Origin of the sequence: Jiangella endophytica, from assembly GCF_003427025.1 — a bacterium.
In the GTDB taxonomy this organism is placed as follows: Bacteria; Actinomycetota; Actinomycetes; order Jiangellales; family Jiangellaceae; genus Jiangella; species Jiangella endophytica.
The window spans coordinates 148,299-174,480 of record NZ_QVAI01000004.1; the positions used below are offsets into that span (position 1 = coordinate 148,299).

Below are 26,182 nucleotides of genomic sequence, written 5' to 3' on the forward strand. Positions count from 1 at the left end.
TCCGGGCATCGGCCGTTCGGTCAATACGCGCCACCGCCGAACGGATGAAATTTGCGTTCCAATGCCGCCACAGCGGGTTCGACCAGGGGAAACGCGGCGTGGCGCGGCTCGTTCGCGTTGCGGCCCCGGCATAGTCGGTAGATCATCGACAAGGCAGGGTTTTCCTCTTCCGGTCGGCCCCGGCCGGGGAGTCTTGGGTGAACTCAGATACCCACGGATCGTTGCCAGGGGACGGGCAGCGAGGAGCAGGAGGATCACGATGTTGCGCCGGGACACGGAGTACGTGTTGACCTGGAACGCACAGAACCACAGCTGGCTGGTGCGGCCGATCGAACGCGACGGAAACCAGATCATGCAGATCGGTGGCGGCACCCAGATGGGCGATCCCGCCTGGGCCAAGGCCGGCTGGGACGACTAGGAGCGCGGCGCCCGCCGCGATCCGTCGTCCGGCGACACCCTCCCGGCAGTACACGACGCGGTGCCTGCTGCCCTCCGCCATGAGCGTGGGGCAGCCGGCACCGCGGCATTTCGGCTACTCGCCGGACGTGGGGGTCTCGATCGGCACCTCGGTCGTGCCCTCGCCCTGCTCCAGAGTGAGCGGGCCGTGGTCGAGTTCGTCGTCCACCTCGTCGGGCACCACCTGCAGGTCGGGGTCGGTCACGAACGCGAACGCCTGCTCCAGCGTGACGTCGACCTCCGACACCGGGGTGAGGCTGTTGTTGCCGAACAGGTCGTACACCGCGACGCCTACCATCGAGCCGTCGGGACGCTCGTAGCTGACCGCGAACAGCAGGTTCAGCTCCGGGTTGGCCGGCGCCACCAGCACGGTCTCGCCGCCGGGCAGGGTCTGCTCGGTGCAGTTCTCCGGCAGGTCGCAGCCGAAGTCGACCACGAAGTTCTCGACGGCATGCTCCTCGGCCTCGGTGTACCCGGCTGTGGTGACGCCGACCCGCACCATGGCCTCGCCCTCCTCGCCGGTGTTCGTCCAGCCCAGCTTGGTGCCGACCTTCACCGCGCCGTCGCCGCCACCACCGGTGAAGCCCGTCGCTTCGTCCACCAGGTGCTCGTGTGCCGGGTCGAGGTGCTCGACGGCGGTCGCCAGCAGCAGCTGCCGGGTGTCCCAGAAGGCCTCGTTGCCGGCGGCCGGCGGCTCGGCCGGGGTGCTCGCGGAGTCGGGCGGGGTCGTCGTGGTCGGCTCGACCGGCGACTCCGTGGTGGCTCCGGCTCCGGCGACCGGGAGGTCCTCGGAGCCCGACGGCCCGCCGCTGGGCAGCGCGAACGCCACACCGACGGCCAGCGCCGTCACCCCCAGGACGCCGCCTCCCATGACCGCGGCGCGGCGCCGGCGCAGGTGCCGCCGTCCACGCGTGAGGTCGTCCGTCGCGGTGGAGGCCATCGGGGGCTCGCCGGCGAACCCCATCGCCTGGAACCGCCGGTGCAGCTGCTCGTCGTCGTTCATCTCGATCGCCTCTCGGTCGTCGTCGCGTCGTCGGTCGACAGGGAGACGCGCAGGCCGGCCATCGCCCGTGCGGTCTGGCTCTTCACCGTGCCCGTGGAGCAGCCGAGGTCGTCGGCGGTCTCCTCCACGGACAGCCCGCACCAGTAGCGCAGCACCACGGTGGCGCGTTGCCGCTGGGGCAGGGCCTTGAGGGCGGTGACGAGCGCGTCGCTGTCCTCCAGCGAGAGCGCCTCCGGCGCGGCGGCGTCGATGCCGTCGAGCCCGATGCGCTCGCGGCGCCAGGGCCGCCGCTTCTCGTCCAGGTGCGCCCGCACGATGATGCGGCGGACGTACGCGTCCTCGGCGCCGTCGGTGTGGATCCGGGGCCAGGCCGCGTACAACTTCATCAACGCGGTCTGCACCAGGTCCTCGGCGGCGTGCCAGTCGCCGCAGACCAGGTACGCGACACGGCGCAAGTACGCACGCCGGGCATCGACGTAGGCCACGAACCCGTCAGCTCGCGTCTGCCCTCTACTCACACCAGCGCCTTTCCGTGCGGCTCTCATCCTGTCTCACCTCCTAGACGGAGCGCGTGGGCGCCGGGTTGTCGCGGACCCGAAAGAAAACCGGGGGGATAGCCCCACCCAGGGCCGGTACCTGGCACCAGTGTGCCGTCGCACGGCCACGACCAGCATGGTGGGCGACCTGTTGATCACCTGCCCGGAGGGCCGTCCGGTGTCCCACACCACCAGCTCCCGCTACTCCCGTCCACCCGTGACCGTCCGCATCGCGCGCTGGAGCGCGACCCACCCCGGTCGCGCGATCGGCGGCTGGTTCGCGCTCGTGGTGCTGTGCCTCGCCGCGATGAGCGTCGCAGGCATCCAGCAGGCCAGCCAGCTCGACCTCGGCATCGGCGAGTCCGGCCGGGCCGACCGCATGCTCGACGAGGGCGGCCTCGACGCGCCGATCACCGAGAACGTCCTCATCACCCCGGCCGGCGGCGACGCCGACGCGGCGGCCGCGGAGATCGCCGAGCGGATGGCGGCGCTGCCCGAGGTGGACGTCGTCGGCGACCCCGTCACCTCGCCCGACGGCGCCGCCGTCACCGTCCCCGTCACGATGACCGGCGACGAGGAACAGGCCGAGGAGGACGTCCAGGCACTGCTCGACGTCACCGCCGGAGTGCAGGAGCGGAACCCGGACCTGCTGGTCGAGCAGGCCGGCGAGGCGTCGGTGATGAAGGGCTTCTTCGCCCTGCTCGAGGAGGACCTCGGGACGATCGCCGTGCTCAGCCTGCCGATCACGCTGCTCGTGCTGCTGCTCGCGTTCGGCGCGATCCTGGCCGCCGGCGTGCCGGTGCTGCTGGCGATCTCGTCGGTCGGGTCGGCGATCGGGTTGTACGCGGTGGCGTCGTACGTGGTGCCCGACGGCGGCACCGTCACCCACCTGGTGCTGCTCATCGGCATGGCCGTCGGCGTCGACTACTCGCTGTTCTACCTGCGCCGCGAGCGCGAGGAACGGGCCAAGGGGCGGGACACGCTGCAGGCCGTGGAGATCGCCGCCGCGACGTCCGGCCACTCCGTCGTCGTGTCCGGACTGGCCGTCGCGGTGTCGATGGCCGGGCTCTACCTGGCCGCGGACGTCAACTTCGCCTCGATGGCCACCGGCGCGATCCTCGTCGTCGCGATCGCCGTCGCCGGCTCGCTGACGGTGCTGCCGGCACTGCTCGCCAAGCTCGGCCACCGCATCGACCGGCCGCGGGTCCCGGTGCTCTGGCGGCTGACGAACCAGCAGCGGCCGCCCCGGTTCTGGCCGGCCGTCCTGCGCCCGGCGCTGCGCCGGCCCGCCGTCGCGCTGATCGTCTCGGTGCTGGCGCTGCTCGCGCTGGCCGCGCCCGCACTGAACCTGCGGCTGGCCAACCCCGACGAGGCCGCCTTCCCGCGCAGCCTGCCCGTCATGCAGAGCTACGACCGCCTGGTCGAGGCGTTCCCGAGCACCGGCGGCGCGCACGACGTCGTCGTCGAGGCGCCCGCGGCCGACGCCGGCGAGGTCCGCGCCGCGCTGGAGGACCTGGCCGCCCGCACCGCCGCCGACGAGAACTTCGCCCACGACCAGGAGCCGGTCCTCGAGCAGTCGGCGGACGGCCGGATCAGCTCGCTGCGGGTCGGCGTGCCGTTCGGGCCGGACTCTGAGGAGGCCGAGCACTCGCTGGCCGTCCTGCGTGACGAGCTGATCCCGGCGACGGTGGGCGCGCTGCCCGGCGTGGAGACGGCGGTGACGGGCGACGTCGCCGGCGGCGTCGACTACAACGACAACCTGGCCGCGAAGCTGCCGTGGATCATCGCGTTCGTGCTCGTCCTGGCGTTCGTGATGATGACGGTGACGTTCCGCTCCGTCGTCATCGGGCTCACCACGGTGTTCGTGAACCTGCTGTCGACGGTGGCCGCGTTCGGCGTGCTGGCGCTGGTGTTCCAGTACTCGTGGGCCGAAGGGCTGCTGGACTTCACCTCGACGGGGACGGTCGTGGTGTGGATCCCGCTGTTCCTGTTCGTGATCCTGTTCGGCCTGTCGATGGACTACCACGTGTTCGTCGTCAGCCGCATCCGCGAGGCCGCCGACCGCGGGCTGCCGATCCGTGACGCCGTCCGCTCCGGCATCACCACCTCCGCCGGTACCGTCACCAGCGCCGCGCTCGTCATGGTGGCCGTCTTCGGGCTGTTCGCCGCGATGCGGGTGCTGGAGATGAAGCAGATGGGCGTCGGCCTGGCGGTGGCGGTGCTGATCGACGCGGTGGTCATCCGGGCGGTCGTGCTGCCGTCGGCGATGGCGCTGCTCGGCAACGCGAACTGGTGGGCGCCTCGCTGGCTGCGCCGCTCGCGGCCGGCCGTGAGCACCGACACCGGCCGCGAGCTCACCCCCGTCGGCTGATGCTCTGGCTGAGGGCGGTCCCGGGTAGCGGCGGCGGAGCGGTGCGCGTGAGGATGTCGGGCATGGCTGACGATCTCTCGACGCTGCGGGCCCGGTACGACGCCGTCGTGGTGGGCGGCGGGCACAACGGCCTCACCGCCGCCGCCTACCTGGCCCGCGCCGGACGCAGCGTGCTGGTGCTGGAACGCCTCGACCACGTCGGGGGAGCGGCCGTCTCGGAGCGGCCGTTCCCCGGCGTCGACGCCCGGCTGTCGCGCTACTCCTATCTGGTGTCGCTGCTGCCGCGGCAGATCGCGGACGAGCTGGCGCTGCCGATCACGCTGCGGCGGCGCCGGTACTCGTCGTACACGCCGGTCGGCGACGGCGGACTGCTGGTCGACACCGGATCGCGCGAGGCGACCCGCGCGTCGTACGGTCCCGCCGCCGACCACGACGCCTGGGAGCGGTTCTACGCCATGACCGGCGAGGTGGCCCGCCGTCTGGCGCCCACGCTGACGTCGCCGCTGCTCTCCCGGGCGGCCGTGCGCGACCTCGTCGGCTCGGACGAGGCGTGGACGGCGCTGTTCGAACAGCCGGTCGGATCGGTGGTGCGGGCGGCGTTCGCCGACGACGTCGTCCGCGGCGTCGTCCTCACCGACGCGCTGATCGGCACCTTCGCCGCCGTCGACGAGCCGTCGCTGCGGCAGAACCGGTGCTTCCTCTACCACGTCATCGGTAACGGGACCGGAGACTGGGACGTCCCGGTCGGCGGCATGGGTGCGGTCAGCGGTGCGCTGCGCGACGCGGCGGTGGCGGCCGGCGCCGTCATCGTCACCAGGGCGACGGTGACGGCCATCGACGCCGACGGCGGCGAGGTGGTGTTCACGTCACGTGACGGCGGGGCGAGGTCGGTGGGCGCGGGGCACGTGCTGGCCGGCTGTGCGCCGTCGACGTTGGCCGGGCTGCTCGGCACGGCGCCGGGGAAGCCGCCCGAGGGCGCCCAGCTGAAGCTCAACCTGCTGCTGACCCGGCTGCCGCGGCTGCGCTCCGACGTCGACCCGGGCGCCGCGTTCAGCGGGACGTTCCACGTCAACGAGTCACTGACACAGCTGGAGACGGCGTACGCGCAGGCCGCGGCCGGGTCCGTGCCGGAGCTGCCGCCGTGCGAGATCTACTGCCACTCGCTCACCGACCCGTCCATCCTCGGGCCGTCGCTGCGTGAGTCGGGCGCGCACACCATCACGCTGTTCGGCCTGCACATGCCGGCGCGGCTGTTCCGGTCCGACCCCGAAGGCGCCCGCGCGGCCGCCGTCAAGGCGACGCTGGCCTCACTGAACTCCGTCCTGGCCGAGCCGATCGAGGACTGCCTCGCCGTTGACGCCGACGGCCGGCCGTGCCTCGACGCGCGCACACCCGTCGACCTCGAGGCATCGGTCGGGCTGCCCGGCGGGCACATCTTCCACCGCGACCTGTCCTGGCCGTTCGCCGAGTCGCCGGACGACGTCGGCCGGTGGGCGTCGAGACGGAGCACCCGCGGGTGCTGCTATGCGGGGCCGGCGCGCGGCGCGGCGGCGGGGTCAGCGGCATCCCCGGCCGGGCCGCGGCGATGGCCGTGCTGGGCGCGGGCCGATGAGTGCCACCCTCCCGCGTGGCGCAGAGCCCGTGCTGGCGGCCGCGTTCGTGACCGGCGACTTCGATGCCGCCGACGCTGCCCTGGCCGCGTCGTTGTCGACGGCTCAGGCGGCGGGCGACCAGGTCGCCGAGGCTGCGACGCTGCACTGGCAGGCGATGGCGCTGCACTACCGCGTGATCGACGGCGGCCGCGCGGCGCTGGCCGAGCTGGCGCCGTCGTCGATCGAGGCCGAGGAAGCACTGTTCACGCGGGCGTTGGACCTGCGGCGGGCGGTCGGCGACCGCGCCGGTGTCGCGGAGTCGCTGTTCGGCGTGGGGCTCGTGCACCAGGTGCTGCGCGACGACTGGGATGCCGCGATGCCGTACTTCCGCGAGGCGCTTGCCGAGGCCGGCGCGCACGGCGACCTGTACACGCGGTCCGAGACCTACCGGCACGTCGGGTTCTTCCACCTGGTCGTGTCCGGGCGGCCGGACGAGGCCGTCGACCACCTGCGCCGCTCCCTGGAACTGCGCGTCGAACTGGCCGATCCGCGGCTGCTGGCCAGCGCGTCGCTGTCGCTCGGGCAGGCCCTGCTCGTCGCCGGCCGCCGCGACGACGGGCTCGCCGCCCTCCGCGATGCCGTCGACCAGGCGGCGGGAGCGGGGTTGCGGCCCGTGTGGGCGGACGGCGCGGCCGGCTGGCTGCGGCGCGCCGAGGCCGGCGAGACGCCGTCGTTCACGCGTAGCTGATGTCGATGGAGGTGGCCGCGCAATTTCTCGTACGGCCGCGCGAAGGCCACTTCGACCCGGGTGAGCGCGTCGCGAACCTGGTGCTGCTCCCGGTCCTGACGGTCATCTGGATCGCGCGGGTAGCCGTCAGGGAGCGGTGAGCGGCTCGGTGGCGTAGGCCTCGTGCAGCGCGGCGACGAAGCCGGGGGCGTCGGGCAGGGGAGTGGCGCCGACGCGGCCGACGGGCACCCCCGGGGTCCACGAGTTCAGGACGACCGCGCCCGCGAGGGCGGGCAGATCGGACGGCCGCACCTCGGCGTCGCGCTGGGGGAGCCCGAGGGCGGCGAGGCGGCGGCGCAGGATGCCCATCGTCACGCCGCCGAGCACGTCGGCGACCGGCCACACCACCGCGGAGCCGTCCCAGAAGGCGAGGTTCCAGATCGACGCCTCGGTGAGCCGGCCGGCGCGGTCGACGAACGCGGCGTCGTCGAAGCCGTCGCGGGCGGCGACGCGCAGCACGTGCGACTTCGCGACCTCGCCCACGTGCTTGACGGCGGGCAGGTAGCGCTCGTACGGCACGACGGCGAGTGCGAGCGGACCCACGGGCGGCGACGCGGGTGGTCCCGTGCGCACGAGCAGGTCCAGTGGCGCGTCGTCGGCGCCGGAGTAGACCGTCGCCCTCAGCGAGACGTCGGCCGGCCCGGCCGCGAGCGCCGTCCGCAGGTGCTCGCGGACCACGTCGTCCTGGAGGGCGCGGCCGAAGAGCTCGTGCGAGGCGCGCCGGAGCCGGTCCAGGTGCAGGTCGAGGCCGCGAGTCCGGCCGTCGCGGACCTGCATCGCGGTGAAGTGGGCGTAGCCGGCGAACGCGAGCGGCGCGAGATCGGCGGTCGTCGCCTCGACGCCGTTGCGCTGAACGATCACGCGGCGACCTCGGCGCGAGCCCGCTCGACCCGCTGCATCGCCTCTCGGTAGATCGGCCCCTCGCGCACCGGCAGCGCGTTGATCACGCCGCGCAGCCCGATGACCGTCAGCGACGCGGCGACGTCCGTCGTCGGCAGGCCGGGCAGCCGGTACAGCCGGCGCGCCCAGCGGGGGAGCAGCGCGACCGCCGTCGTCGCCAGCCCTAGCCACGCGGGCCTGCCGATCGCGACCACGCGGCCCGGCATCGGCGGGAGGGTGAGGAACCGGGCGACGTCGCGGGCCTCGGCCGTGAGGGCCAGCTCGGGCCGGACCGACCGGTAGAACTCGTCGACGGCGGCGGCGCTGTCCGGGACGGTGGCGGGATCGAGTCCGACGAGTGCGGCGGCGCGGGTCTGCTCGGCGTAGTAGCGGTCGATGTCGGCGTCGGAGAGTCCGATGCGGGCCCGGCGCGCCGTCGACACGAACGACTCGACCTCCGTGACGTGCACCCAGCGCAGCAGGTGCGGGTCGTCGACGCGGAACTCCTCACCGGTGCCGGGGTCGCGGGCACGCAGGCGGTCGTGGATGCGGCGGACCCGCTGGCCGGCCTGTTCGGCCTGATCGGTGGTGCCGTAGACGACGGTGCCGACGTACTCGGCGGTGCGCATGAGCCGCGGCCAGCAGTTGCGCCGGATGTCGGAGTTCTGCACGACCCCGGCGACGGCACGCGGGTGCAGCGCCTGCAGGTACAGCGCGCGGATGCCGGCCAGCCACAGCACCGGCTCGCGGTGCACCCGCCAGCTCACGCTGTCGGGGCCGAACAGGCCGAAGTCGTCAGTCATGTCGGAACTCCGCCCGCCACCACCGCTGCTCCGGCCGCTCGATGGCCACCGGACGCAGGCCGTCCTTCCCGAACGCGTCGATCTCCGGCCGGGTGAGCGGCCAGGGCGGGCCCGCCGCGGCAGCGCCGTCGCCGGCCACCATCGTGATGACGAGCAGTGTCCCGCCCGGCGCGACGAACCCGGCGACCGATGCCGTGGCCGGCGGGTGGTACCGCGGCGGCATCGACTGCACCGTCATCACCTCGAGGACCAGGTCGAACGCCTGCCGGAACTCGGGCGGCGGCGCCAGCAGGTCGGCCGTCCGGTAGTCGACGGACGAACCGGGGAACCGTCCGCGTACGGCCGCGACGGCGCTGGGGGAAATGTCGAACGCGGTGGTCGTCGCGCCGCGAGCGGCGAGGAACTCGGCGTCGAACCCGGGCCCGAAGCCCACGACGAGGGCACTCCCGCCGCCCAGCTCGCGGCCGTCGGCCCAGTCGACGAGCAGCGGATGCGGCGCGCCCCGGTCCCACGGCACGAGGGCGGCACCGTCGGCCGCGGCGGCGTAGAGACGCTCGAACCAGCCGGTCGGGTCGTCGGCCGCGAGCGACACCGCCGCCAGCCGCCGGGCGGCCTCGTCGGGGTCCTCGGTCGTCATCACGTCCAGCCTAGGCGGAGTGACGCCGATTGTCGGTGGTGGGGCGGCGGCGTGATCGGGGATCGCCTACGACACCAGGCGTTCTCCCGCTCACCGAGGCATGCATGCGTCGTGATGCGCAGCACGCCTCATGATGCCCTGCGTCCGGGCCACGTGGGCGCGGCCGGATGGGCGCCAGCCCGTCGCGGGTGCGTCTCCCGCATCAGACCCTCGTCGGCCTCGTGGGAGCGGAGATCGGCTGAACGCGGTCATTCCGTTCGCCGGCCGCGGGATCGGGGACGAGGCACGGCGGCCGGGCCGGGGGACGGGCGTCAGCGGGCGACCGCGTGCCGCACGAGCTCGAGCAGCCGGGCCTGCTGGTCCGACGACGTCGCCGTCAGCGCCACCCCGCGCACCAGCGCCAGCAGGTCGCCCGCCGTCAGCTCCGGCCGGACCGCCCCGGCCCGCTGCGCCGCCGTGAGCAGCCCGGACACCGTCGCCCGCACGGACGCGTACCAGTCACCGTCGGCGGCGAGGGCGAGGTCGCGGGTGTGCGCCAGTTGCGTCGCCACCGCCCGCAACCACGCGTGCAGCGCGTCGTCCGGCGCCTCCTGCTCGCGCAGCAGCTCCGCGTAATCCCGCAGCGCCGCCAGCTCGTCCGCGTAGACGGCGGCCAGCAATGCCCGGCGGGTGGGGAAGTGACGGTACAGCGTCGCGTTGCCGACCCCGGCCCGCCGTGCGACGTCGTCGAGCGGGGCGTCGGCGCCGGCCTCGGCGAACACCTTCGCCGCCGCCGTCACCAGCGCCTCGCGGTTGCGCCGTCCGTCCGCCCGCATCTCCACCCGTCTCGTCGATGTGGGGAGTTATCCGGATCTTCCGGAGAACTCCCCACATATGGCCTCAGACGCGGATGACCCTACCGCGTGTCATCGATGCCACGCAGCCGATGGCATCGATGACATCATCCGTCGTTCTCGCGTTGCTCCGTGTCCGCGGCGAGCGGGCCGAAGAGACGCGCCCCGGTCGCCGCCGGGGTTCTCCCCGGAACCAGCGGGGAGATCTCCGGAACGGCGTGCGGCCGAGCGTCGGGCCGGTACTCCAGCGGCGGCGCGTCGTCGGGCACCTGCTGACCCCGCGTCCGCTGCTCCAGCGCATAGCCCATGCCCAGGATCGTCGCATCGTCCCACGCGCGGCCGACCAGCTGCATCGAGATCGAGTAGCCGTGCGGGCTCGCACCCACGGGCACGACCACCGTCGGCAGCCCGACGTTCGAGGTCAGCACGCCGGTGGCGCGGTCGGCGGTGAGCTGGTTGCCGGCCGCGTCGTTGTTGTACATGTCGCTGATGAACCCGGGATACACCACGGCGTCGACGTCGGCCGCGTCCATCCAGCCGGCGATGATCGCCTTGTAGTTCGCCCGGTAGGCCAGCCACGCGTCGACCTGCTCGGTCGTCATGCGCGGGGTGTCGCGCAACGCACGCTGGTTGTAGGGCAGCACCAGGGGCGAGGCGAGCAGCGCGTCGCCGTCGGGGTAGGGGAAGTCGTCGTGCAGCTCGATGTAGCGGGCCCAGCCCTCCTCGCTGCGGCTCCCGGACGGTGACGGCCCGCCGCTCGGCGGCGCGCCCAGCTCGACCATCGTCGCGCCGGCCGCCTTGAGGTCGGCGAAGTGCGCCCGCACGGCGGCGCCCGTCCCGTCGTCGGCGTACGAGGACACGAACGACGCGGGCAGGTACCCGATCCGCGTGCCCGACAACGCCCCTGCGTCGAGGTGCGCCGTCCAGTCCGCCGGCCGACGCGCGTCGGCCTCCACCGTCAGCGGGTCCAGCGGGTCCGTGCCGGTCGTGGCGTTGAGCAGGTGCGCGAGGTCGGTGACGGTGCGCGCGATAGGGCCGCCGTAGTCCTGCGCCCAGCTCAGCGGCATGATGCCGCGCAGGCTGGCCATGCCGTCCGTGCCGCGGAACGTCGCCAGGCTGTTGCCGGTCGACGGCGCGTAGAGCGACACGCCGGTCTGGCTGCCCAGGGCGCCGGCCGCCATGCCGGCCGCGACGGCGACCGCGGAACCGCCGCTGGAGCCGAACGACGTCTTCGACGGGTAGAGCGCGTTCCACACCTGGCCCCAGCCGCTCTCGCTGTAGCCGCCGGAGTTGGCGAACTCGCTCAGGTTCGCCTTGCCGATGATGACGGCGCCGGCGTCGCGCAGCCGCTCGACCTGGTAGGCGTCGGTCTCGGGCTGCCAGCCCTCCAGTGCCAGCGTGCCGCCGGTGGTCGGCATGTCGGCGGTGTCGTAGAGGTCCTTGATCGCGATCGGGATGCCCAGCAGTTCGCCGGTCGCGCCGCGTGCCCGGGCCCGGTCGGCGGCGCGGGCCTGCCGCATCGCGTCGTCGGCGACGTGGATGAACGAGTGGTAGCCGAGCGGGCCGCCGTCGTAGACCGCGATCCGGTCCAGGTAGGCGCGGGTGATCTCGGCCGACGTCGTCACACCGGCCTCGAGGTCGCTCAGCAGCTCGTCGATCGACGCGTTGACGACGTCATAGGAGGACGTCGTGTAGGCCGGGACCTGCGGGCCCGCCGACGGCGTCGCCAGCTGCCTGGCGGACGGGCAGCGGGTGACGCCGAGCTGCGACGGGTCCCAGTTCTCCAGCGTGCAGCGCTCCAGCGTCGTCAGGCCGGTGAAGTCGGGCCGGGCCGCGAGCGCGGCCAGTTGCTCGGCGGCGGCCGCCTGGGCGCCGCCGCCGGTCGCGCCGGCCGTCACGAACCGGGCCAGCGACCGGGTCTCACGCGGCCGCACGGTGAACGAGCTGACGTAGCCCTGGAAGTTGGCCTCGTGCCCGGTCGTCGCCATCGGGGTCACGAACGGGTCGCGCTGCTGGTTGCCGGTGCGATCCAACGTGCCAGGCGCGCCGGGGGCGCCGAGCACGACGCCGACCGGCCGCTGCGCCGCGTTCGGGGTGGCGGCCAGCGTCCACGCGTCCTGCCCGTCGACGACGGCGTCACCGCTCGACGTCGCCCGGATGGCGCCCTGGTTCTGAGCGGCGCCGTAGCCCAGGGAGCCGCCGAACGAGACCTCGACGGTGACCGCCTCGCGGCCCGTGTTGGTGAACGTGTCGAAGAACCGGGCCCAGCCGTCCGGGCCGTCGACCGTCACCTCGCGGGTGATGCGGACGTCGCCCAGCTGGACGGAGCGGGTCGGCTCGAACGTGTCGACTCCGTCGTACGTGAGGCCGAAGCCGCGCATCATCTCCCCGTTGAGCCGCGGCTCCGCCGTGCCCTCCGGCCCGTCGACGCGGACGAAGATGTTGCCGAACCCCTCGATCGGCGCGTTGCTCACTGCGCGGATGCTGCCGGTGTCCAACCCCGGTGGTGCGGCATCGTGGAGCTGCCACGTCGCGCCGTTGCCGGCCGGAACGCTGGTCACGGCGCCGGTGGGCGCCGCCGGCAGTAGGACGGCCGTCGTCAGTGCCGCGACGGCGCAGCCCGCCACGGCCGCGCGGCCTCTCGACACGCTGGTCCGCATGTGGCCCCTCTCTGGTGGATCGATGATCACCGGTGCAAACGGTGAAACTTCACCAGCCGGGCGTTGCGGACGGATTTCCGGGCGGTCGCGGGGGCGTAATGCGGGGCTCAGCCCGCCACGGTGAAATCGACCTTCAGGGCGTACCGCTCGGCGACGTAGCGGCTCACGGTGTGCTCGAGGGGAGCGCCGTGCTGGTCGACGATGGTCCGGGTCTCGATCAGCATCGGCGTGCCGGGGTCGACGCCCAGGGCGGCGGCGTCGGGGCCGGCGGTCCCGGCCGTCAGCACGGACGAGCCGAGCGTGGGTCGCAGCCCGAGCCGCCGCAACGCCTGGTGCAGCGAGCCGGACTCGAGGTCGGCGTCGAGCAGCGCGCCGAGCGACCCCGCGAACACGGCCCGCTCGACCGCGACCGGGACGTCGTCGGCCAGCCGCACCCGGGTGACGGCGACGACCTCGCCGCCGGGCGCCAGCGCCGCTGCCTCGTCGTCGCCGGCCGGGCGCACGCAGGCCTCCAGCAGCCGCGACCTCGGCGTCCGCCCGGCCGCGACCATCTGGTCGTGGAAGCTCAGCAGCGTCCCGACCGGCCGGACCGCCGCGGGCGCGCGCACGAAGGTGCCGCGGCCGGGGAACCGTTCCAGCCGGCCGTCGCGCTCCAGCCCGGCCAGCGCCTGGCGCACCGTCATGCGGGCCACGCCGAACTCGCGGGCCAGCTGCTGTTCGGACGGGAACGGGTCGCCGTCGGCGGCGGTGTCGACCCGGGCGCGCAGGCGCTTCTCGATGCGCTCGTACAGCGGTTGCGGAGCGGGCATATCATCAGTCTAGGCTGTCTAGACCGTTGCTGCTGGAAGGAGACCGCCGTGTCTGTCGCCTCGATCGACGCCCCGCGCTACGCCGGCCCGTTGCCGTCCGTCCGGGACGTCGCGAAACTGATCGATCACTCACTGCTGCGCCCGGAGCTGACCAGGGCCGACGTCCTGGCCGGACTGGCGACGGCGCGGGACCGCGACACCGCGTCGGTGTGCGTGCGACCGGCCGACGTCGCACTGGCGGCGGACGAGCTGCGGGGGAGCGGGGTCGCCGTCGGCACCGTCGCCGGCTTTCCGCACGGCGGCGCCACCACGGCGGCCAAGGCGTACGAGACGGCCGAGCTCGTCGCCCTCGGCGCCGGGGAGATCGACCTGGTCATCGACATCGGGCGGCTGCGCGACGGCGACCTCGCGTACGTCGAGGACCAGATCGCCGCCGTCGTGGCCGCCGCAGACGGCCGGCCGGTGAAGGTGATCCTGGAGACCTGGTACCTCACCGACGAGCAGAAGATCGCGGGCTGCGCCGCGGCCGAGCGGGCCGGCGCCGCGTACGTGAAGACGAGCACCGGGTTCGCCGCCGGCGGCGCCACGGCCGCCGACGTCGCGCTGCTGCGCCGCAGCGTGTCGCCGTCGGTGGGCGTGAAAGCGGCCGGCGGCGTGCGCACGCTGGACGCGCTCCTGGCACTACGCGACCTCGGCGCCACGCGGTTCGGCGCGACGACGACGGCGGCCGTGCTGGACGACCTGGCGGGGCGGCGGGCCGGGCGCGGCTGACGGCGACCGGTCAGGAATCGAGAAGCGCCGCCGACCTGGTCGCACCTAGCGTCACCAGCATGGACCTGTCCATCCAGGCGAGCTTCCTGCCGCACGACGACCCGGACGCCGCGCTCGCCTTCTACCGCGACGTCCTCGGCTTCGAGGTCCGTAACGACGTCGGCTACGAGGGGATGCGCTGGATCACCGTCGGCCCGGTCGGCCAGCCCGCCACGTCGATCGTTCTGGAACCGCCGGCCGCCGATCCGGGCGTGACGTCGGAGGAGCGCCGTACCATCACGGAGATGATGGCGAAGGGCAGCTACGCCGGGATCCTGATGTCCACCCACGACCTCGACGGCGTCTTCGAGCGCCTGCGGGGGAGCGGCGCGGAGATCGTCCAGGAGCCCCTGGAGCAGCAGTGGGGCGTGCGCGACTGCGCCGTTCGCGACCCCGCCGGGAACCTCATCCGCATCAGCGAGCTGCGCTGATGTGCACGTACGACGGACAGATGGAGACACGATGAGCGAGGCGGCCGCGCCGCACCTTGCCGACAGCCACGACCTCATCCGCGTGCAGGGCGCGCGGGAGAACAACCTGCGCGACGTCAGCATCGAGATCCCGAAGCGCCGGCTGACGGTCTTCACCGGCGTCTCCGGTTCGGGCAAGAGCTCGCTGGTGTTCGAGACCATCGCGGCCGAGTCGCAGCGGATGATCAACGAGACGTACAGCGCCTTCCTGCAGGGCTTCATGCCGTCGCTCTCGCGGCCGGACGTCGACCTGCTCGAGGGTCTGACCACGGCGATCATCGTCGACCAGGAACGGCTGGGCGCGAACCCGCGCTCGACCGTCGGCACCGTCACCGACGCCAACGCCATGCTGCGGATCCTGTTCAGCCGGCTGGGCGAGCCGCAGATCGGGCCGCCGCCCGCGTTCTCGTTCAACGTGCCTGCGCGCAAGGCCAGCGGCGTCATGACCACCGACAAGGGACACGGCGAGAAGACCGTCGTCCGCGACGCGATCTACCACGGCGGCATGTGCGCGCGGTGCGAGGGCCGCGGCAGCGTCTCCGACATCGACCTCACGCAGCTCTACGACGACAGCAAGTCGCTCAGCGAGGGCCCGTTCACGATCCCCGGCTACAACGCCGACGGCTGGAACGTGCGCATCTTCGCCGCCTCCGGCTACTTCGATCCGGACAAGCCGATCGCGAAGTACACGGAGAAGGAACTCGACGACCTCCTCTACCGGAAGCCCACGAAGATCAAGTTCGAGAACATGAACCTGACCTACGAGGGCCTCATCCCGCGCATCCAGAAGTCGTTCCTGTCCAAGGACGTCGACTCCCTGCAGCCGCACCTCCGCGCGTTCGTCGAGCGGGTCGCCACGTTCACCGCGTGCCCTGACTGCGGTGGCACCCGGCTGAACCAACCGGCGCTGTCGTCGCGCGTCAAGGGCATCAACATCGCCGAGGCGTGCGCCATGCAGATCACCGACCTCGCGGAGTGGATCCGCGGGCTCGACGAGCCGTCCGTCGGGCCGCTGCTGGCGGCGCTGGGCGCGAACCTCGACTCGTTCGTCGAGCTGGGCCTGGGCTACCTCAGCCTCGAGCGGCCGTCCGGCACGCTGTCCGGCGGCGAGGCGCAGCGCATCAAGATGCTGCGCCACCTCGGGTCGTCGCTCACCGACGTCACGTACGTGTTCGACGAGCCCACCGTGGGACTACACCCGCACGACATCCAGCGCATGAACGACCTGCTGCTGCGGCTTCGCGACAAGGGCAACACGGTGCTCGTCGTCGAGCACAAGCCCGAGGCCATCGCCATCGCCGACCACGTCGTCGACCTCGGTCCCGGCGCCGGTTCCGGCGGTGGGGAAGTGGTCTTCGAGGGCACCGTCGACGGGCTGCGCGGCAGCGACACCGTCACCGGGCGGCACCTCGACGACCGCGCGGCGCTGAAGTCGTCGGTGCGAGAGCCGTCCGGCGTGCTGGAGATCCGCGGCGCGTCGGCGCACAACCTGCAGGATGTCGACGTCGACATCCCGCTCGGCGTCCTGGTCGTCGTCACCGGTGTGGCGGGGTCGGGCAAGAGCTCGCTGATCCACGGCTCGGTGTCCGGCCGCGACGACGTCGTCGCCGTCGACCAGAGCGCGATCCGCGGATCGCGGCGCAGCAACCCAGCCACGTACACCGGGCTGCTCGACCCCATCCGCAAGGCGTTCGCCAAGGCCAACGGCGTGAAGCCGGCGCTGTTCAGCGCGAACTCCGAGGGTGCCTGCCCGGCCTGCAACGGCGCCGGCGTCGTCTACACGGAGCTCGGCTTCATGGACACCGTCGCCACGCCGTGCGACGACTGCGGCGGCAAGCGGTTCCAGGCCGCGGTCCTGGAGTACCGGCTGGGCGAGCTGAACATCGCCGAGGTGCTCGACCTCCCGGTCGCCGAGGCGCGGGCGTTCTTCACGTCCGGTGACGCCAAGACGCCGGCGGCCGCCACGATCCTGGCCCGCCTCGACGACGTCGGCCTTGGTTATGTCTGGCTGGGCCAGCCGCTGACCACGTTGTCCGGCGGGGAGCGGCAGCGGCTCAAGCTGGCCACCCAGATGGCCGAGAAGAAGGGCGACGTGTACGTCCTCGACGAGCCCACCAGCGGCCTGCACCTGGCCGACGTCGAGCAGTTGCTCGGCCTGCTGGACCGGCTGGTCGACTCCGGCAAGTCGGTCATCGTCATCGAGCACCACCAGGCGGTCATGGCACACGGCGACTGGATCATCGACCTCGGGCCCGGCGCCGGGCACGACGGCGGCCAGGTCGTCTTCCAGGGCACGCCGGCCGACCTCGTCGCGGCGCGGTCCACACTGACCGGCGAGCACCTCGCCGAGTACGTCGGCGGCTGATCCGTCAGGAATCGAGAAGCCCGGCCGGCGCCGGGCGCCGTAGCGTGATGGTGTACTCACTGGAAGGCAAGGAGAACATCATGTCGCTGCAGGTGAACGTGGTCATGCTCGGTGTCGAGGACATCGACCGCGCCAAGAAGTTCTACGCCGACGGCATGGGCGGCGAGCTCGAACAGGACCACCCGGGCTTCGCCCTGGTCCGTCTGGGCGGCGGCGCCACGAAGCTGGCGCTGTACCGCTGGGAGGCCGTGGCGGGCGACGCCGGCGTCGAGTCGGAGGGCTCGGGGTTCCGCCGCTTCGCGCTGCACTACATCGCCGACACGCGCCAGGAGGTCGACGACGTCATCCAGGCCGCCGTGGCCGCCGGCGCCACGGTGCTCAAGCCGGCCAAGGCCGCCGAGTGGGGCGGCTACTCCGGCACGTTCAGCGACCCTGACGGTCACCTCTGGAAGGCCGCGACCAACGCGTGAACCCTGGCGGGACGTCCCGCCCAGCATGGCCCCGACGGCGGGCCGCCCGAAGGTGGGCGGCCCGCCGTCTTGTAGCCTGATCCATTTGCCATGCGAAATTGCACGAAACGAGAAGGGACACCTTTTGCGGTTCGGACGGACTCGACGACAGACCATCGCCGCCACGGCCTCCGTGTTGGGACTCGGGCTGACGCTCGCGGCCTGCGGAGACGACGGCGGCTCAGACGACGACACGATCACCATCGGCGTCATCTCGTCGTGGACGGACTACCTGTCGATGGGCTACCTCTGGAAGGACATCTTCGAGGACGAGGGCTACACCGTCGAGATCCAGGAGCTGGCCGACAACGGGCCGCTCTACACCGGCCTCGCCGACGGCGACATCGACCTCATGCCGTCGTCGTGGCCCGAGGTCACCCACGCGCAGTACATGGACGAGTTCGGCGACGACATCGAGGATCTCGCCACCTACTACGACGGTGCGGTCCTGACGTTCGCCGTGCCGGAGTACACCGACATCGACTCGATCGACCAGCTCACCGGCAACGCCGAGCGCTTCGGCGGGCGCATCGTCGGCATCGAGTCGGGCGCCGGGCTCACCGAGATCACCCAGAACGACGTCATGCCGCAGTACGGCCTCGACGCCGAGTACGAGCTGATCACGTCGTCGACCGTGGCGATGCTGGCGGAGCTGTCCAACGCCATCGACGCGCAGGAGGACATCGTCGTCACGCTGTGGCGGCCGTTCTGGGCGAACAACGCGTTCCCGGTCAAGGACCTGGAGGACCCGCAGGGCGCCCTCGGCGAACCCGAGAGCCTGCACGTGCTCAGCAGCAAGGACTTCAAGGAGGAGCACGCCGACCTCGCGGAGATGATCGGCAACGCCTGGCTCGACGACGAACAGTACGGCTCGCTGGAGAACCTGGTCGTGAACGAGTACGGCGAAGGCCAGGAGGCCGAAGCCGTCGCCGAGTGGCTGGAGACGAATCCCGACTGGCTGGACACGCTGCAGGGCTGACGTCGTCGCCGTGCGGGCCGGGTGCTCCGGCCCGCACGGAACCGCAGGTCCAGGCCCGATCGCGTAACGCCGATAATGCACATTATGTCAAGTAGTGGAGATGGGGAGCGCCGGAAGAGGTTCGTGTCGGACGCTCCCCTTCGACCGGACCGTTGTGCGTCGTGGGTCAGCGGGCGTCGCCGGGCCAGTCAGATGAGCACCTCGACCCGATGCAGATCGTCACCTTCATGCGCGACTCCAGTCTGTAGATCCGGCCGCCTTCGGTGTACGTGATCTCCACGCCGTCGATGGTCGACGCGCCCGGGCGGCCGGGTCGCAGCCCGACGACCAGGTCGTGGCCGCCGCCGGGCGGGACGACCGCCCCCACCGCGTCGACCCGCTGCCGCCAGGTGAGCGCATAGTCGGCCCAGTGCTCGTCGTTCGTCTCTGGCGGATACGGGCCACCGATCGGGAACCGCCCCGGCACCACATGCGCCGCCTCCAGCGTGAGTCCGTCGGAGTTCAGCAGCCCCACGTGAGTGATCGTGACGGCCCGAGATCCGTCGTTCGGCAGCACGTAGCTGATGGTCACCGGGCCACCGTCCCGGGATCGCTGTCCGACCTCGGTGGTGAGCCCGGCCAGCGGGCCGTCCTCGACAACGCCGGCGGCGCAGAGGGCCGCCACCGCCACGACGGCCGTCAGTGTGGCCCTCCGAGCCCACCGGCGCGCTGCGTTCTCCGTACTCAGGTCGGGTTCCAGCCGGGACAGGTGCGCACATCCGTCACCAGCATGATGTCCCACTCCATCGTCACTCGGTGGGACCGGCCGGCGTCGAGGTAGGAGATGTCGAAGCCGCGGATCGTGGCCGGCGCGTCGGTCGTGCGGCGGACGACGAGGATCAGCGCACGTACCTCCCCGGGCGCGATGTGGGCGCCGGTTCACGCAGGGCGACGTCGGTGAGGGTGATCTTCGCGGGGCCGGTGTTCGGGAGCCACTGCCCCACCGTGGCCAGGCCGTTCTCCGGCCACGGCATGCAGATGCCGGCGCCGCTCGCGGAGATCGGGCCGGCCCCGACGGTGCCGGCCGCACAGAGCGCGGCGACTGCGGTCGTCGCCGTCAGAGCGATCGTTCGAGCCCACCTGATCGGCACCGCCGCCTCCCCCGGATGTGACCTCAGCGTAGCGGCGCGCTGCATTGTGGGGAACTACTCGAACGGGATCGCTTCGATGCGGTCCATGTTCTGCTCGCCCCAGTCCCCCAGCGGTGCCAGCGCGGTGTTCAGCGACCGGCCGAACTCGGTGAGCGAGTACTCCACCTTGGGCGGGACCTGCTGGTACACCTCGCGGTGCACCAGGCCGGCGGTCTCGAGCTCGCGCAGCTGCAGGATCAGCATGCGCTCGCTGATGGTGCCGACCTCCCGGCGCAACTGGCCGAAGCGGAGCGGACCGTCCTGGAGGGTGAACAGGATGAGGCCCTTCCACTTGCCGCCCATGACGGCGATGGCGGCGTCGAGGCCGCAGGTGTACGTTCGCCCGGCCATCTGACCTCCTGACATACAAGAATGTGGGTAGTGAACAGAATTGTAGGTACTTGCGGATCTGCAGGTGCAACCCGCAGCATCGAGGGCATGACGCACCACGAACCCGCCGCGGTCACCGTCCTCGGCCTCGGCTCCATGGGCAGTGCCCTGGCACGCGCGTTCCTCGCCGCCGGGCACCCGACGACGGTCTGGAACCGCACCCCGGACAAGGCCGCGCCGCTCGTGGCCGCCGGCGCGCGGCAGGCGGCCACCGCCGGCGACGCCGTCGCGGCGAGCCCGCTCGTCGTCGCGTGCCTGACCGGCTACGACGACACCCGGCGCGTCCTCGGCCCAGTGGCCGAGACGCTGGCCGGCCGCACGCTCGTCACCCTGAACAGCGGCACGCCCGCCGCTGCCCGGGAGTTCGCGTCCTGGGCCGGTGAGCGCGGCGTCCGATTCCTCGACGGCGCCGTCAAGGACGTGCCGGACGCGGTCGGCCGGCCCGGCACGCTGCTCTACTACGCCGGCGACGCGGCGCTCTTCGCCGAGCACGTGGCCACCCTGCGCGTGCTCGGCGGCGACACCATCTTGCTCGGCGGCGAGCCGGACCTCGCGAAGTTCTACGAGTCCGCCGTCGGCGCCACCCTGCTCCCCACGCTCGTCGGCTTCTTCGCCGGCGCGGCGGCGGCCCGCACCCGCGGCATCGCGGCCGCCGACCTGGTCCCTTACACGGTCCGCTGGCTGCAGATGATCGGGGAGATCCTGCCCGTGTTCGCCGCCGAGATCGACGCCCGCGACTACAGCGCCGGGGCGTCGTCCGTCGACCTGTTCCTCGCCGGCGCGGACTGGGACGTCGAGTTCGCCCGCGAGTCGAAGGTCGACGACGCGTGGCTGCGGCCGCTGCACGACCTGGTGCGCAAGGCGGCCGGCGCCGGCCACGGCGACGACAGCATCGCCGCCCTCACCGAGGTGCTCGGGACGCCGTAGGCGGGCTCAGCCGAGCAGGTGCGCGACGGCGTCGTCGGTGCGGCCGGCGCCGTAGACGCGCAGCAGCTCGGCGATCTCCGGGTGGGCGTCCGCGACCTGGTCCGCCGCGGCGAGGTAGTCGGGCGCCGACGCGACGCGGCGGAACAGGCTCTGGACCTGCTCGGCGGTCTCGCGCGCCGACGCGCGCCGGGTGGTCGCGCCGGTGAGCACCTCGCCCGGCGCGCCGGCCGCCTCGATGCGCGTGATGGCGTCGGCGACCGGCAACCTGCCGCCGGCGACCGCGTCGGTGACCTCGACCATGACCCGCAGCCGCTCGACGGCCGACGGGTTGCCGATCTTGATGCGTTGCCCGCTGACCAGCTGTGACAGCATCGGCGCGGAGATGCCGAGCAACGCCGCAACCCTCCCCTGCGTCAGGCCCAGCGTCGCACGGCAACGGTCGACGACGACGCCCAGCGGCTCGCCGTAGATCTCGCGCTGCGCCGCGCGACTGGCGTCGACGTCCGCCACGTGCCCTCCCACGATTTGCACCCGTAAAGCTGCAACCATGTTGACACGCGCGGTGTTCGCGGTCCAGACTCGGATCGAGTTTGCAAGTGCAAATCCGCTTCCGGGAGTCGCCATGATCCGTCTCGCCGCCGCCCTCACGGCCGCCGCCGCGGTCGTCGCGACCACGGTGGCGTTCCCCGCGCCGTCGTCGGCGATCGCGCCGGAGGAGCCGATCGATCCGGGCAGCCGGATGCTGCTGGTGCTCGACTCGTCCGGGTCCATGGCCGAGGCCACGCCGGACGGCGGCACCCGCATCGACGCGGCGAAGGACGCGTTGCGGCAGGTCATCGCGGGGCTGCCGGACGATCAGGAGGTCGGGCTGCGCGTCTACGGCGCCGAGGTGTTCTCGCAGAACGATCCCGGCGCGTGCACCGATTCCCAGCTCATCGCCACACCCGGCACCGGCAACCGCGACGCGCTCACCGCGGCCCTGGACGACTACGAACCGTACGGCGAAACTCCGATCGGTTACGCGTTGCAGGAGGCCGGGAAGGACCTGGGCACCGAGGGCCCACGCACCATCGTCCTCGTCTCCGACGGCGAACCCACCTGCGCGCCGGACCCGTGCGAGGTCGCGACCCAGCTGGCCGGCGGCGGTGTCGACGTGCGCATCGACGTCGTCGGACTCGACGTCGACACCGCGGCCCGCGACAAGCTGCGCTGCATCGCCGAGAACGGCCACGGCACTTATTACGACGCCAAGGACGCCGACGACCTCGTCCGGTCCCTCGACACCTCCACCACCCGTGCGTCGCGTCCGTTCGACCTCACCGGCACGCCCATCGAGGGCGCCGCCTCGCCGGCGGACGCGCCGGTCGTCACCGCCGGTCAGTACCTCGACACCGTCCCCCTCAACGACGGCCTCTGGTATCGCGTCGAACGCACCGCACCCGGCAGCACGATCCACGTCGGCATCGCGCACTACTCCGCCGACATCGGCAACATGGGCAACTGGATGTCGGTCTACCTCTACGCCGACCCTGACGGCATGGAGTGCGGCGGCCGCAGCTCGTTCCCGATGGGCAACCTCGGGTACACGGCGGCGATGACCTGGAGCGAACTCCCCGACGACGCGTGCAACACCGCCGACGTCATCTACGTGCACGTCGACGAGGTCCAGAACATCAGGGCCGACCTCGCCGGGCAGCCGGTCGAGGTGGTCGTGTACGAGGAGCCGCCGCTGGCCGACCCGTCCGGCCGCGACCTCGTGGCCGCTCCCGGCCCGCCGACCTGGGAGACCCTGGTACCGGGCGACCCGGCGACCGACGTGGTGCCCGGCACGTCCACGTCCAACGCCCCGGTGGTCTCCGACGGCACCTACGCCTTCGACATCAACCCGGGTGAGACGCAGGTGCTCGCGATCCCGCTCGACTGGGGCCAGAACCTGCAGGCGCAGTTCGACGGCGTCGTGCCCGAGGTGACCAGCATCGACGTCGGTCCCACCGTCCAGATCTCCGGACCGGTCCGCGACGTGGGGACGGTCGACTTCTACGGCGACCAACCAGCCGACTGGACCGGCAACACCTGGGGCATGATCGCCGTCGGCTCGCCGTACCGCACGGGAGCCCAGACCCTCACCGTCGGCTACCTCAACCGGCTCGAGTTCAGCGACGGCACCAGCATGCCCGGGCTGCGCTACGTCCAGGTGTCCTACGGCGAGATGGGCGACCCGCTCCCCTACACGTTGACGCTGCGGACGAACGGCACCGCCGGCGAGGGCGCCGCCGAGTACGCCGACATCGATGGCCTCACTCCCCCGGTGGCCGACTCGACGCTGGTGTCCGGTGGCGACGAGGGCGACTCCGCTGAGGAGCAGCCGGCCGATGACGCGACACCGGGCGACGAGGCGACCGAGGACCAGGCGCTGACCAGCGACGACGACAGCGGTGGCGGGTCGGAGCCGCCGTGGACGCCGATCGGGCTCGGGGTCGCCGGGGTGCTGGCGCTGGCCGGGGCGGGCTGGCTGGTCCGCCGGAACCGGGCTACGTCAACGCCGTGACGACGGCCGCCACCAGCAGGCCGACGCCGATCACGGCGAGGACCATCGCTGACCGCGGCACCCTCCTCGACGCCGGCCGCTCCGGCGCGGCGGGTTCGGCCGCCTGAGCGCCGAGCGCGGCCGGCCGGGCCGAGGGCGTCGTGGTGCCGGTCGACGAGGTTCCGGCGGTGACGGCTGACGGTTGAGCCGCCTCGGCGCCGTTCACCGTGGGCCGGGCCTGCGGTGCGGCGGGTCCGGTGGCCGCAGGTCCAGCCGTCGCCGGCTGCGCGATCGGTGCGGAGTCGGCGACCGTCGCCGGCGGGGCGGCCGGCACCGGTCCCCCGGGACCCCAGCCGGCCGGCCACGGCGGCAGCTGGTCGAAGACCTCGACCGGCTCGGCGTCGAGGGCGGGCGGTGGCACCGGCACGGCCATCAGTGCGGCTCGGGCCTCGTCGGCCGAGGCGAAGCGGTCGTCGGGATCCGCGGCCACGAGGCGCCCGATCACCCCGGCCAGCGGCCCGGCCGGCACCGACTCCGGCACCGACTCCGCCAGCGACTCCGACGGCGAGCCAGACCGCCCCGGGCGCCGGCCGGTGAGCAGCTCGATCAGCACGACCCCGGCGGCGTAGAGGTCGTGCCGCGGATCGGGATCGGCGCCACGGCGGGCCTCCGGCGCCGAGTAGCCGGGCGTGTGCACGACCTCGGTGTGCCGCGTCAGCCGCGGCTCGTCGACCCCGGCGGCGATGCCGAAGTCCGACAGCCGCAGCACCGGCCGGCCCGTCCCGGTCGCCTCGAGCAGCAGGTTCGACGGCTTCACGTCGCGGTGGACGATGCCCGCCGCGTGCACGGCGGCCAGCGCGTCGAGCAGCTGGCCACCCAGCGTCGCGGCCCACCACTCCCCCAGGACGCCGTGGTCGGCGAGGAGGACGGCGACCGATCCACCGGCGACGATCGGCATGGCGAACAGGACGCGGCCGTCGTCGGCCCACCAGCCGGCCGGGGTGAGGACGTGCGGGTGGTCGACTCGGGTCGAGGACTCGCGGACGAACCGCAGCAGTGCCGCTCCGTCGGACTGACGCTGCAGCTTGGCCGCACGGAACACGCGTTCGCGCAGGTCCCAGACCCGCCAGACGTCGCCCATGCCGCCGCGGCCGAGTACGTCGACCAGCTCGTAGCGGCCCGCGAACACCTCACCCACGGATCAGACCCTAGCGAGGGCTCAGCTCTGCTGCTCCTCGTCGCGGCCGTCGGACCAGAGCGTGTGGAACACGCCGTCGCGGTCGACGCGGTGGTAGGTGTGGGCGCCGAAGAAGTCGCGCTGGCCCTGGGTGAGCGCGGCCGGCAGCCGCGGCGCCCGCAGCGCGTCGTAGTAGGCCAGCGCGGTCGCGAAGCCGGGCGCCGGGATGCCGAGTCGTGTCGCCGTGGCCACGACGGTCCGCCACGCGTCCTGCGCGGCGCCCAGCTCGGCCGCGAAGCCCTCGTCGGCCAGCAGGCTGGGCAGCGCCGGGTCCTTCGCGTACGCCGCGGTGATGCGGTCGAGGAACGCCGCCCGGATGATGCAGCCGCCGCGCCAGATGCCGGCGATGGCGCCGAGGTCCAGCGTCCAGTCGTACTCGGCGCCGGCCGCCTGCAGCTGGTGGAAGCCCTGCGTGTACGAGACCAGCTTCGACGCGTACAGCGCCTGCTCGACCTGCTCGGCGAACCGCTCCGCCTCGTCGGCGGGCAGCGGCGACGGAGTCGGGCCGGCCAGCCCGCGGCCGACGGCGCGGAGGTCGCCGTGGCCGGACAGCGAGCGGGCGAACACCGCCTCGGCGATGCCGCTGACCGGCACGCCGAGGTCGAGCGCGATCTGCACCGTCCAGCGGCCGGTGCCCTTCTGCTCGGCCTGGTCGAGGACGACGTCGACGAACGGCTTCCCCGTGGCGGCGTCGACGTGGGCGAGGACCACGGCGGTGATCTCGATCAGGTAGGAGTCGAGCCGGCCGGCGTTCCAGCCGCGGAACACCTCGGCGATGCGGGCCGGCTCGTAGCCGGCGGCGTGGCGGAGCAGGTCGTACGCCTCGGCGATGAGCTGCATGTCGGCGTACTCGATGCCGTTGTGCACCATCTTGACGAAATGCCCGGCGCCGTCGGCGCCGATGTGCGCGCAGCACGGCGAGCCGTCGGGGGCCTTCGCGGCGATGGCCTCGAGCATCGGGCCGAGCGACGCGTACGACTCGGCCGAGCCGCCCGGCATGATGCTGGGGCCGTTCAGCGCGCCCTCCTCGCCGCCGGAGACGCCGGTGCCGACGAAGTGCAGCCCGCGTTCGCGCAGCGCCGCCTCGCGCCGCCGGGTGTCGGCGAAGTGGGCGTTGCCGCCGTCGATGATCATGTCGCCGGGCTCGAGCAGCGGCGCGAACTCGGCGATGACGGCGTCGGTCGCGGCGCCCGCCTTCACCATGATGACCAGCCGGCGCGGGCGCTCGAGCGCGGCCACGAACTCCTCTGCGGTCTCGGCCGGGACGAACGTGCCCTCGTCGCCGAACTGCTCGACGAGCTCGCGGGTCCGGCTCGCGGTGCGGTTGTGCAGCGCGACGGCGTACCCGTGGCGGGCGAAGTTGCGGGCGAGGTTGCGGCCCATGACCGCGAGCCCGGTGACGCCGATCTGTGCCGTTCCAGCCATCAGTGCCT

The 26,182-nt window shown here is 72.8% G+C and carries 25 protein-coding genes and 1 pseudogene; 12 read left to right on the forward strand and 14 right to left on the reverse strand.

Translation table 11 applies throughout. From position 1 onward, the window contains the following. Nucleotides 1–259: 259 nt before the first annotated feature. Nucleotides 260–418, forward strand: coding sequence for a hypothetical protein (locus DZA62_RS35635; RefSeq protein WP_157987585.1), 159 nt, complete (start codon nucleotides 260–262; stop codon nucleotides 416–418). Between the two features lie 114 nt (nucleotides 419–532). Here the strand turns inward: DZA62_RS35635 and DZA62_RS35640 are convergent, their stop codons facing one another. Together DZA62_RS35640 and DZA62_RS10145 are read right to left on the reverse strand one after the other, a co-directional pair. After that, complete coding sequence (locus tag DZA62_RS35640) at nucleotides 533–1,459, reverse strand: hypothetical protein (protein WP_157987586.1); 927 nt, start codon at nucleotides 1,457–1,459, stop codon at nucleotides 533–535. Continuing rightward, nucleotides 1,456–1,977: a SigE family RNA polymerase sigma factor gene (locus tag DZA62_RS10145; RefSeq protein WP_232827340.1), complete on the reverse strand. Its 522-nt coding sequence runs from the start codon at nucleotides 1,975–1,977 to the stop codon at nucleotides 1,456–1,458. Before DZA62_RS10145 ends, DZA62_RS35640 begins: the two co-directional genes overlap by 4 nt. Nucleotides 1,978–2,212: 235 nt before the next feature. On the opposite strand from DZA62_RS10145, the gene DZA62_RS10150 reads away from it, so the two are divergent. The 4 genes and pseudogenes from DZA62_RS10150 (at nucleotide 2,213) to DZA62_RS35645 (ending at nucleotide 6,846) form a co-directional block, all read left to right on the forward strand. Beyond that, nucleotides 2,213–4,366, forward strand: coding sequence for an MMPL family transporter (locus tag DZA62_RS10150; protein ID WP_198663610.1), 2,154 nt, complete (start codon nucleotides 2,213–2,215; stop codon nucleotides 4,364–4,366). Nucleotides 4,367–4,428: 62 nt separating this feature from the next. Continuing rightward, nucleotides 4,429–5,978, forward strand: a pseudogene (locus tag DZA62_RS37540) (phytoene desaturase family protein). Then, complete coding sequence (locus DZA62_RS36810) at nucleotides 5,975–6,706, forward strand: tetratricopeptide repeat protein (protein ID WP_157987587.1); 732 nt, start codon at nucleotides 5,975–5,977, stop codon at nucleotides 6,704–6,706. Before DZA62_RS37540 ends, DZA62_RS36810 begins: the two are co-directional and overlap by 4 nt. Then, nucleotides 6,706–6,846, forward strand: a complete 141-nt coding sequence (locus DZA62_RS35645) for a hypothetical protein (protein WP_157987588.1) — start codon at nucleotides 6,706–6,708, stop codon at nucleotides 6,844–6,846. The genes DZA62_RS36810 and DZA62_RS35645 overlap by 1 nt, the downstream gene beginning before the upstream one ends. Here DZA62_RS35645 and DZA62_RS10165 read toward each other — a convergent pair. The 6 genes from DZA62_RS10165 to DZA62_RS10190 all read right to left on the reverse strand — a co-directional run bounded on the left by DZA62_RS10165 (nucleotide 6,833) and on the right by DZA62_RS10190 (nucleotide 13,366). Continuing rightward, nucleotides 6,833–7,606 (reverse strand): aminotransferase class IV family protein, encoded by a 774-nt coding sequence (locus tag DZA62_RS10165; RefSeq protein WP_116948769.1) that lies wholly within the window; start codon nucleotides 7,604–7,606, stop codon nucleotides 6,833–6,835. The genes DZA62_RS35645 and DZA62_RS10165 overlap by 14 nt on opposite strands. Further along, nucleotides 7,603–8,427, reverse strand: coding sequence for an oxygenase MpaB family protein (locus DZA62_RS10170; protein WP_116948770.1), 825 nt, complete (start codon nucleotides 8,425–8,427; stop codon nucleotides 7,603–7,605). Before DZA62_RS10170 ends, DZA62_RS10165 begins: the two co-directional genes overlap by 4 nt. Further along, nucleotides 8,420–9,064 (reverse strand): class I SAM-dependent methyltransferase, encoded by a 645-nt coding sequence (locus DZA62_RS10175; RefSeq protein WP_116948771.1) that lies wholly within the window; start codon nucleotides 9,062–9,064, stop codon nucleotides 8,420–8,422. Before DZA62_RS10175 ends, DZA62_RS10170 begins: the two co-directional genes overlap by 8 nt. Nucleotides 9,065–9,375: 311 nt before the next feature. Then, entirely contained in the window at nucleotides 9,376–9,879 is a 504-nt protein-coding gene (locus DZA62_RS10180) for a TetR/AcrR family transcriptional regulator (protein WP_116949085.1), read from the reverse strand. Between the two features lie 125 nt (nucleotides 9,880–10,004). Continuing rightward, nucleotides 10,005–12,557, reverse strand: a complete 2,553-nt coding sequence (locus DZA62_RS10185) for an amidase (protein ID WP_116948772.1) — start codon at nucleotides 12,555–12,557, stop codon at nucleotides 10,005–10,007. Nucleotides 12,558–12,664: 107 nt separating this feature from the next. Further along, the gene (locus DZA62_RS10190; RefSeq protein WP_116948773.1) at nucleotides 12,665–13,366 is read right to left on the reverse strand and encodes a GntR family transcriptional regulator; all 702 of its coding nucleotides are present in this window, start codon (nucleotides 13,364–13,366) and stop codon (nucleotides 12,665–12,667) included. 48 nt (nucleotides 13,367–13,414) lie between these two features. On the opposite strand from DZA62_RS10190, the gene deoC reads away from it, so the two are divergent. The 5 genes from deoC to DZA62_RS10215 all read left to right on the forward strand — a co-directional run bounded on the left by deoC (nucleotide 13,415) and on the right by DZA62_RS10215 (nucleotide 18,499). Then, nucleotides 13,415–14,137, forward strand: a complete 723-nt coding sequence (deoC, locus tag DZA62_RS10195) for a deoxyribose-phosphate aldolase (protein WP_116948774.1) — start codon at nucleotides 13,415–13,417, stop codon at nucleotides 14,135–14,137. A 59-nt stretch (nucleotides 14,138–14,196) separates the two neighbouring features. Continuing rightward, the gene (locus DZA62_RS10200; protein WP_116948775.1) at nucleotides 14,197–14,607 is read left to right on the forward strand and encodes a VOC family protein; all 411 of its coding nucleotides are present in this window, start codon (nucleotides 14,197–14,199) and stop codon (nucleotides 14,605–14,607) included. 31 nt (nucleotides 14,608–14,638) lie between these two features. Beyond that, on the forward strand, nucleotides 14,639–17,011 hold the full coding sequence (locus DZA62_RS10205) for an ATP-binding cassette domain-containing protein (RefSeq protein ID WP_116948776.1): 2,373 nt from the start codon (nucleotides 14,639–14,641) through the stop codon (nucleotides 17,009–17,011). 80 nt (nucleotides 17,012–17,091) lie between these two features. Next, nucleotides 17,092–17,481, forward strand: a complete 390-nt coding sequence (locus DZA62_RS10210) for a VOC family protein (protein WP_116949086.1) — start codon at nucleotides 17,092–17,094, stop codon at nucleotides 17,479–17,481. Between the two features lie 172 nt (nucleotides 17,482–17,653). Further along, nucleotides 17,654–18,499, forward strand: coding sequence for a glycine betaine ABC transporter substrate-binding protein (locus DZA62_RS10215; RefSeq protein WP_198663613.1), 846 nt, complete (start codon nucleotides 17,654–17,656; stop codon nucleotides 18,497–18,499). Between the two features lie 166 nt (nucleotides 18,500–18,665). Here the strand turns inward: DZA62_RS10215 and DZA62_RS10220 are convergent, their stop codons facing one another. The 3 genes from DZA62_RS10220 to DZA62_RS10230 form a co-directional block, all read right to left on the reverse strand. Then, a complete protein-coding gene (locus DZA62_RS10220; RefSeq protein ID WP_116948778.1) occupies nucleotides 18,666–19,169 on the reverse strand; it encodes a hypothetical protein in 504 nt (167 codons plus the stop codon). Nucleotides 19,170–19,377: 208 nt separating this feature from the next. Next, nucleotides 19,378–19,629 carry a hypothetical protein gene (locus tag DZA62_RS10225; RefSeq protein ID WP_116948779.1) on the reverse strand — a complete coding sequence of 84 codons (252 nt, stop codon included), beginning with the start codon at nucleotides 19,627–19,629 and terminating at the stop codon, nucleotides 19,378–19,380. Between the two features lie 54 nt (nucleotides 19,630–19,683). Next, entirely contained in the window at nucleotides 19,684–20,019 is a 336-nt protein-coding gene (locus tag DZA62_RS10230) for a winged helix-turn-helix transcriptional regulator (protein WP_116948780.1), read from the reverse strand. A gap of 87 nt (nucleotides 20,020–20,106) precedes the next feature. On the opposite strand from DZA62_RS10230, the gene DZA62_RS10235 reads away from it, so the two are divergent. Beyond that, the gene (locus DZA62_RS10235; RefSeq protein WP_116948781.1) at nucleotides 20,107–20,985 is read left to right on the forward strand and encodes an NAD(P)-dependent oxidoreductase; all 879 of its coding nucleotides are present in this window, start codon (nucleotides 20,107–20,109) and stop codon (nucleotides 20,983–20,985) included. Nucleotides 20,986–20,991: 6 nt separating this feature from the next. Here the strand turns inward: DZA62_RS10235 and DZA62_RS10240 are convergent, their stop codons facing one another. After that, nucleotides 20,992–21,495 carry a helix-turn-helix domain-containing protein gene (locus DZA62_RS10240; RefSeq protein ID WP_232827347.1) on the reverse strand — a complete coding sequence of 168 codons (504 nt, stop codon included), beginning with the start codon at nucleotides 21,493–21,495 and terminating at the stop codon, nucleotides 20,992–20,994. A 112-nt stretch (nucleotides 21,496–21,607) separates the two neighbouring features. On the opposite strand from DZA62_RS10240, the gene DZA62_RS10245 reads away from it, so the two are divergent. Then, the gene (locus tag DZA62_RS10245) at nucleotides 21,608–23,533 is read left to right on the forward strand and encodes a vWA domain-containing protein (RefSeq protein ID WP_157987589.1); all 1,926 of its coding nucleotides are present in this window, start codon (nucleotides 21,608–21,610) and stop codon (nucleotides 23,531–23,533) included. On the opposite strand, the gene DZA62_RS10250 is transcribed toward DZA62_RS10245, so the two are convergent. Both DZA62_RS10250 and gndA read right to left on the reverse strand, forming a co-directional pair. After that, the gene (locus DZA62_RS10250) at nucleotides 23,517–24,710 is read right to left on the reverse strand and encodes a serine/threonine-protein kinase (protein WP_116948784.1); all 1,194 of its coding nucleotides are present in this window, start codon (nucleotides 24,708–24,710) and stop codon (nucleotides 23,517–23,519) included. The two genes, DZA62_RS10245 and DZA62_RS10250, sit on opposite strands and share 17 nt — an antisense overlap. Nucleotides 24,711–24,731: 21 nt before the next feature. Continuing rightward, complete coding sequence (gndA, locus tag DZA62_RS10255) at nucleotides 24,732–26,174, reverse strand: NADP-dependent phosphogluconate dehydrogenase (RefSeq protein WP_116949087.1); 1,443 nt, start codon at nucleotides 26,172–26,174, stop codon at nucleotides 24,732–24,734. Nucleotides 26,175–26,182 lie beyond the last annotated feature (8 nt).

Coding starts and splice junctions, on each gene's coding strand:
- DZA62_RS35635 (WP_157987585.1), top strand. CDS start 260: ATGTTGCGCCGGGACACGGAGTACGTGTTGACCTGGAACGCACAGAAC.
- DZA62_RS35640 (WP_157987586.1), bottom strand. CDS start 1,459: ATGAACGACGACGAGCAGCTGCACCGGCGGTTCCAGGCGATGGGGTTC.
- DZA62_RS36810 (WP_157987587.1), top strand. CDS start 5,975: ATGAGTGCCACCCTCCCGCGTGGCGCAGAGCCCGTGCTGGCGGCCGCG.
- DZA62_RS35645 (WP_157987588.1), top strand. CDS start 6,706: ATGTCGATGGAGGTGGCCGCGCAATTTCTCGTACGGCCGCGCGAAGGC.
- DZA62_RS10170 (WP_116948770.1), bottom strand. CDS start 8,427: ATGACTGACGACTTCGGCCTGTTCGGCCCCGACAGCGTGAGCTGGCGG.
- DZA62_RS10175 (WP_116948771.1), bottom strand. CDS start 9,064: ATGACGACCGAGGACCCCGACGAGGCCGCCCGGCGGCTGGCGGCGGTG.
- DZA62_RS10180 (WP_116949085.1), bottom strand. CDS start 9,879: ATGCGGGCGGACGGACGGCGCAACCGCGAGGCGCTGGTGACGGCGGCG.
- DZA62_RS10185 (WP_116948772.1), bottom strand. CDS start 12,557: ATGCGGACCAGCGTGTCGAGAGGCCGCGCGGCCGTGGCGGGCTGCGCC.
- DZA62_RS10190 (WP_116948773.1), bottom strand. CDS start 13,366: ATGCCCGCTCCGCAACCGCTGTACGAGCGCATCGAGAAGCGCCTGCGC.
- DZA62_RS10200 (WP_116948775.1), top strand. CDS start 14,197: ATGGACCTGTCCATCCAGGCGAGCTTCCTGCCGCACGACGACCCGGAC.
- DZA62_RS10205 (WP_116948776.1), top strand. CDS start 14,639: ATGAGCGAGGCGGCCGCGCCGCACCTTGCCGACAGCCACGACCTCATC.
- DZA62_RS10210 (WP_116949086.1), top strand. CDS start 17,092: ATGTCGCTGCAGGTGAACGTGGTCATGCTCGGTGTCGAGGACATCGAC.
- DZA62_RS10230 (WP_116948780.1), bottom strand. CDS start 20,019: ATGGCCGGGCGAACGTACACCTGCGGCCTCGACGCCGCCATCGCCGTC.
- DZA62_RS10235 (WP_116948781.1), top strand. CDS start 20,107: ATGACGCACCACGAACCCGCCGCGGTCACCGTCCTCGGCCTCGGCTCC.
- DZA62_RS10245 (WP_157987589.1), top strand. CDS start 21,608: ATGATCCGTCTCGCCGCCGCCCTCACGGCCGCCGCCGCGGTCGTCGCG.
- gndA (WP_116949087.1), bottom strand. CDS start 26,174: ATGGCTGGAACGGCACAGATCGGCGTCACCGGGCTCGCGGTCATGGGC.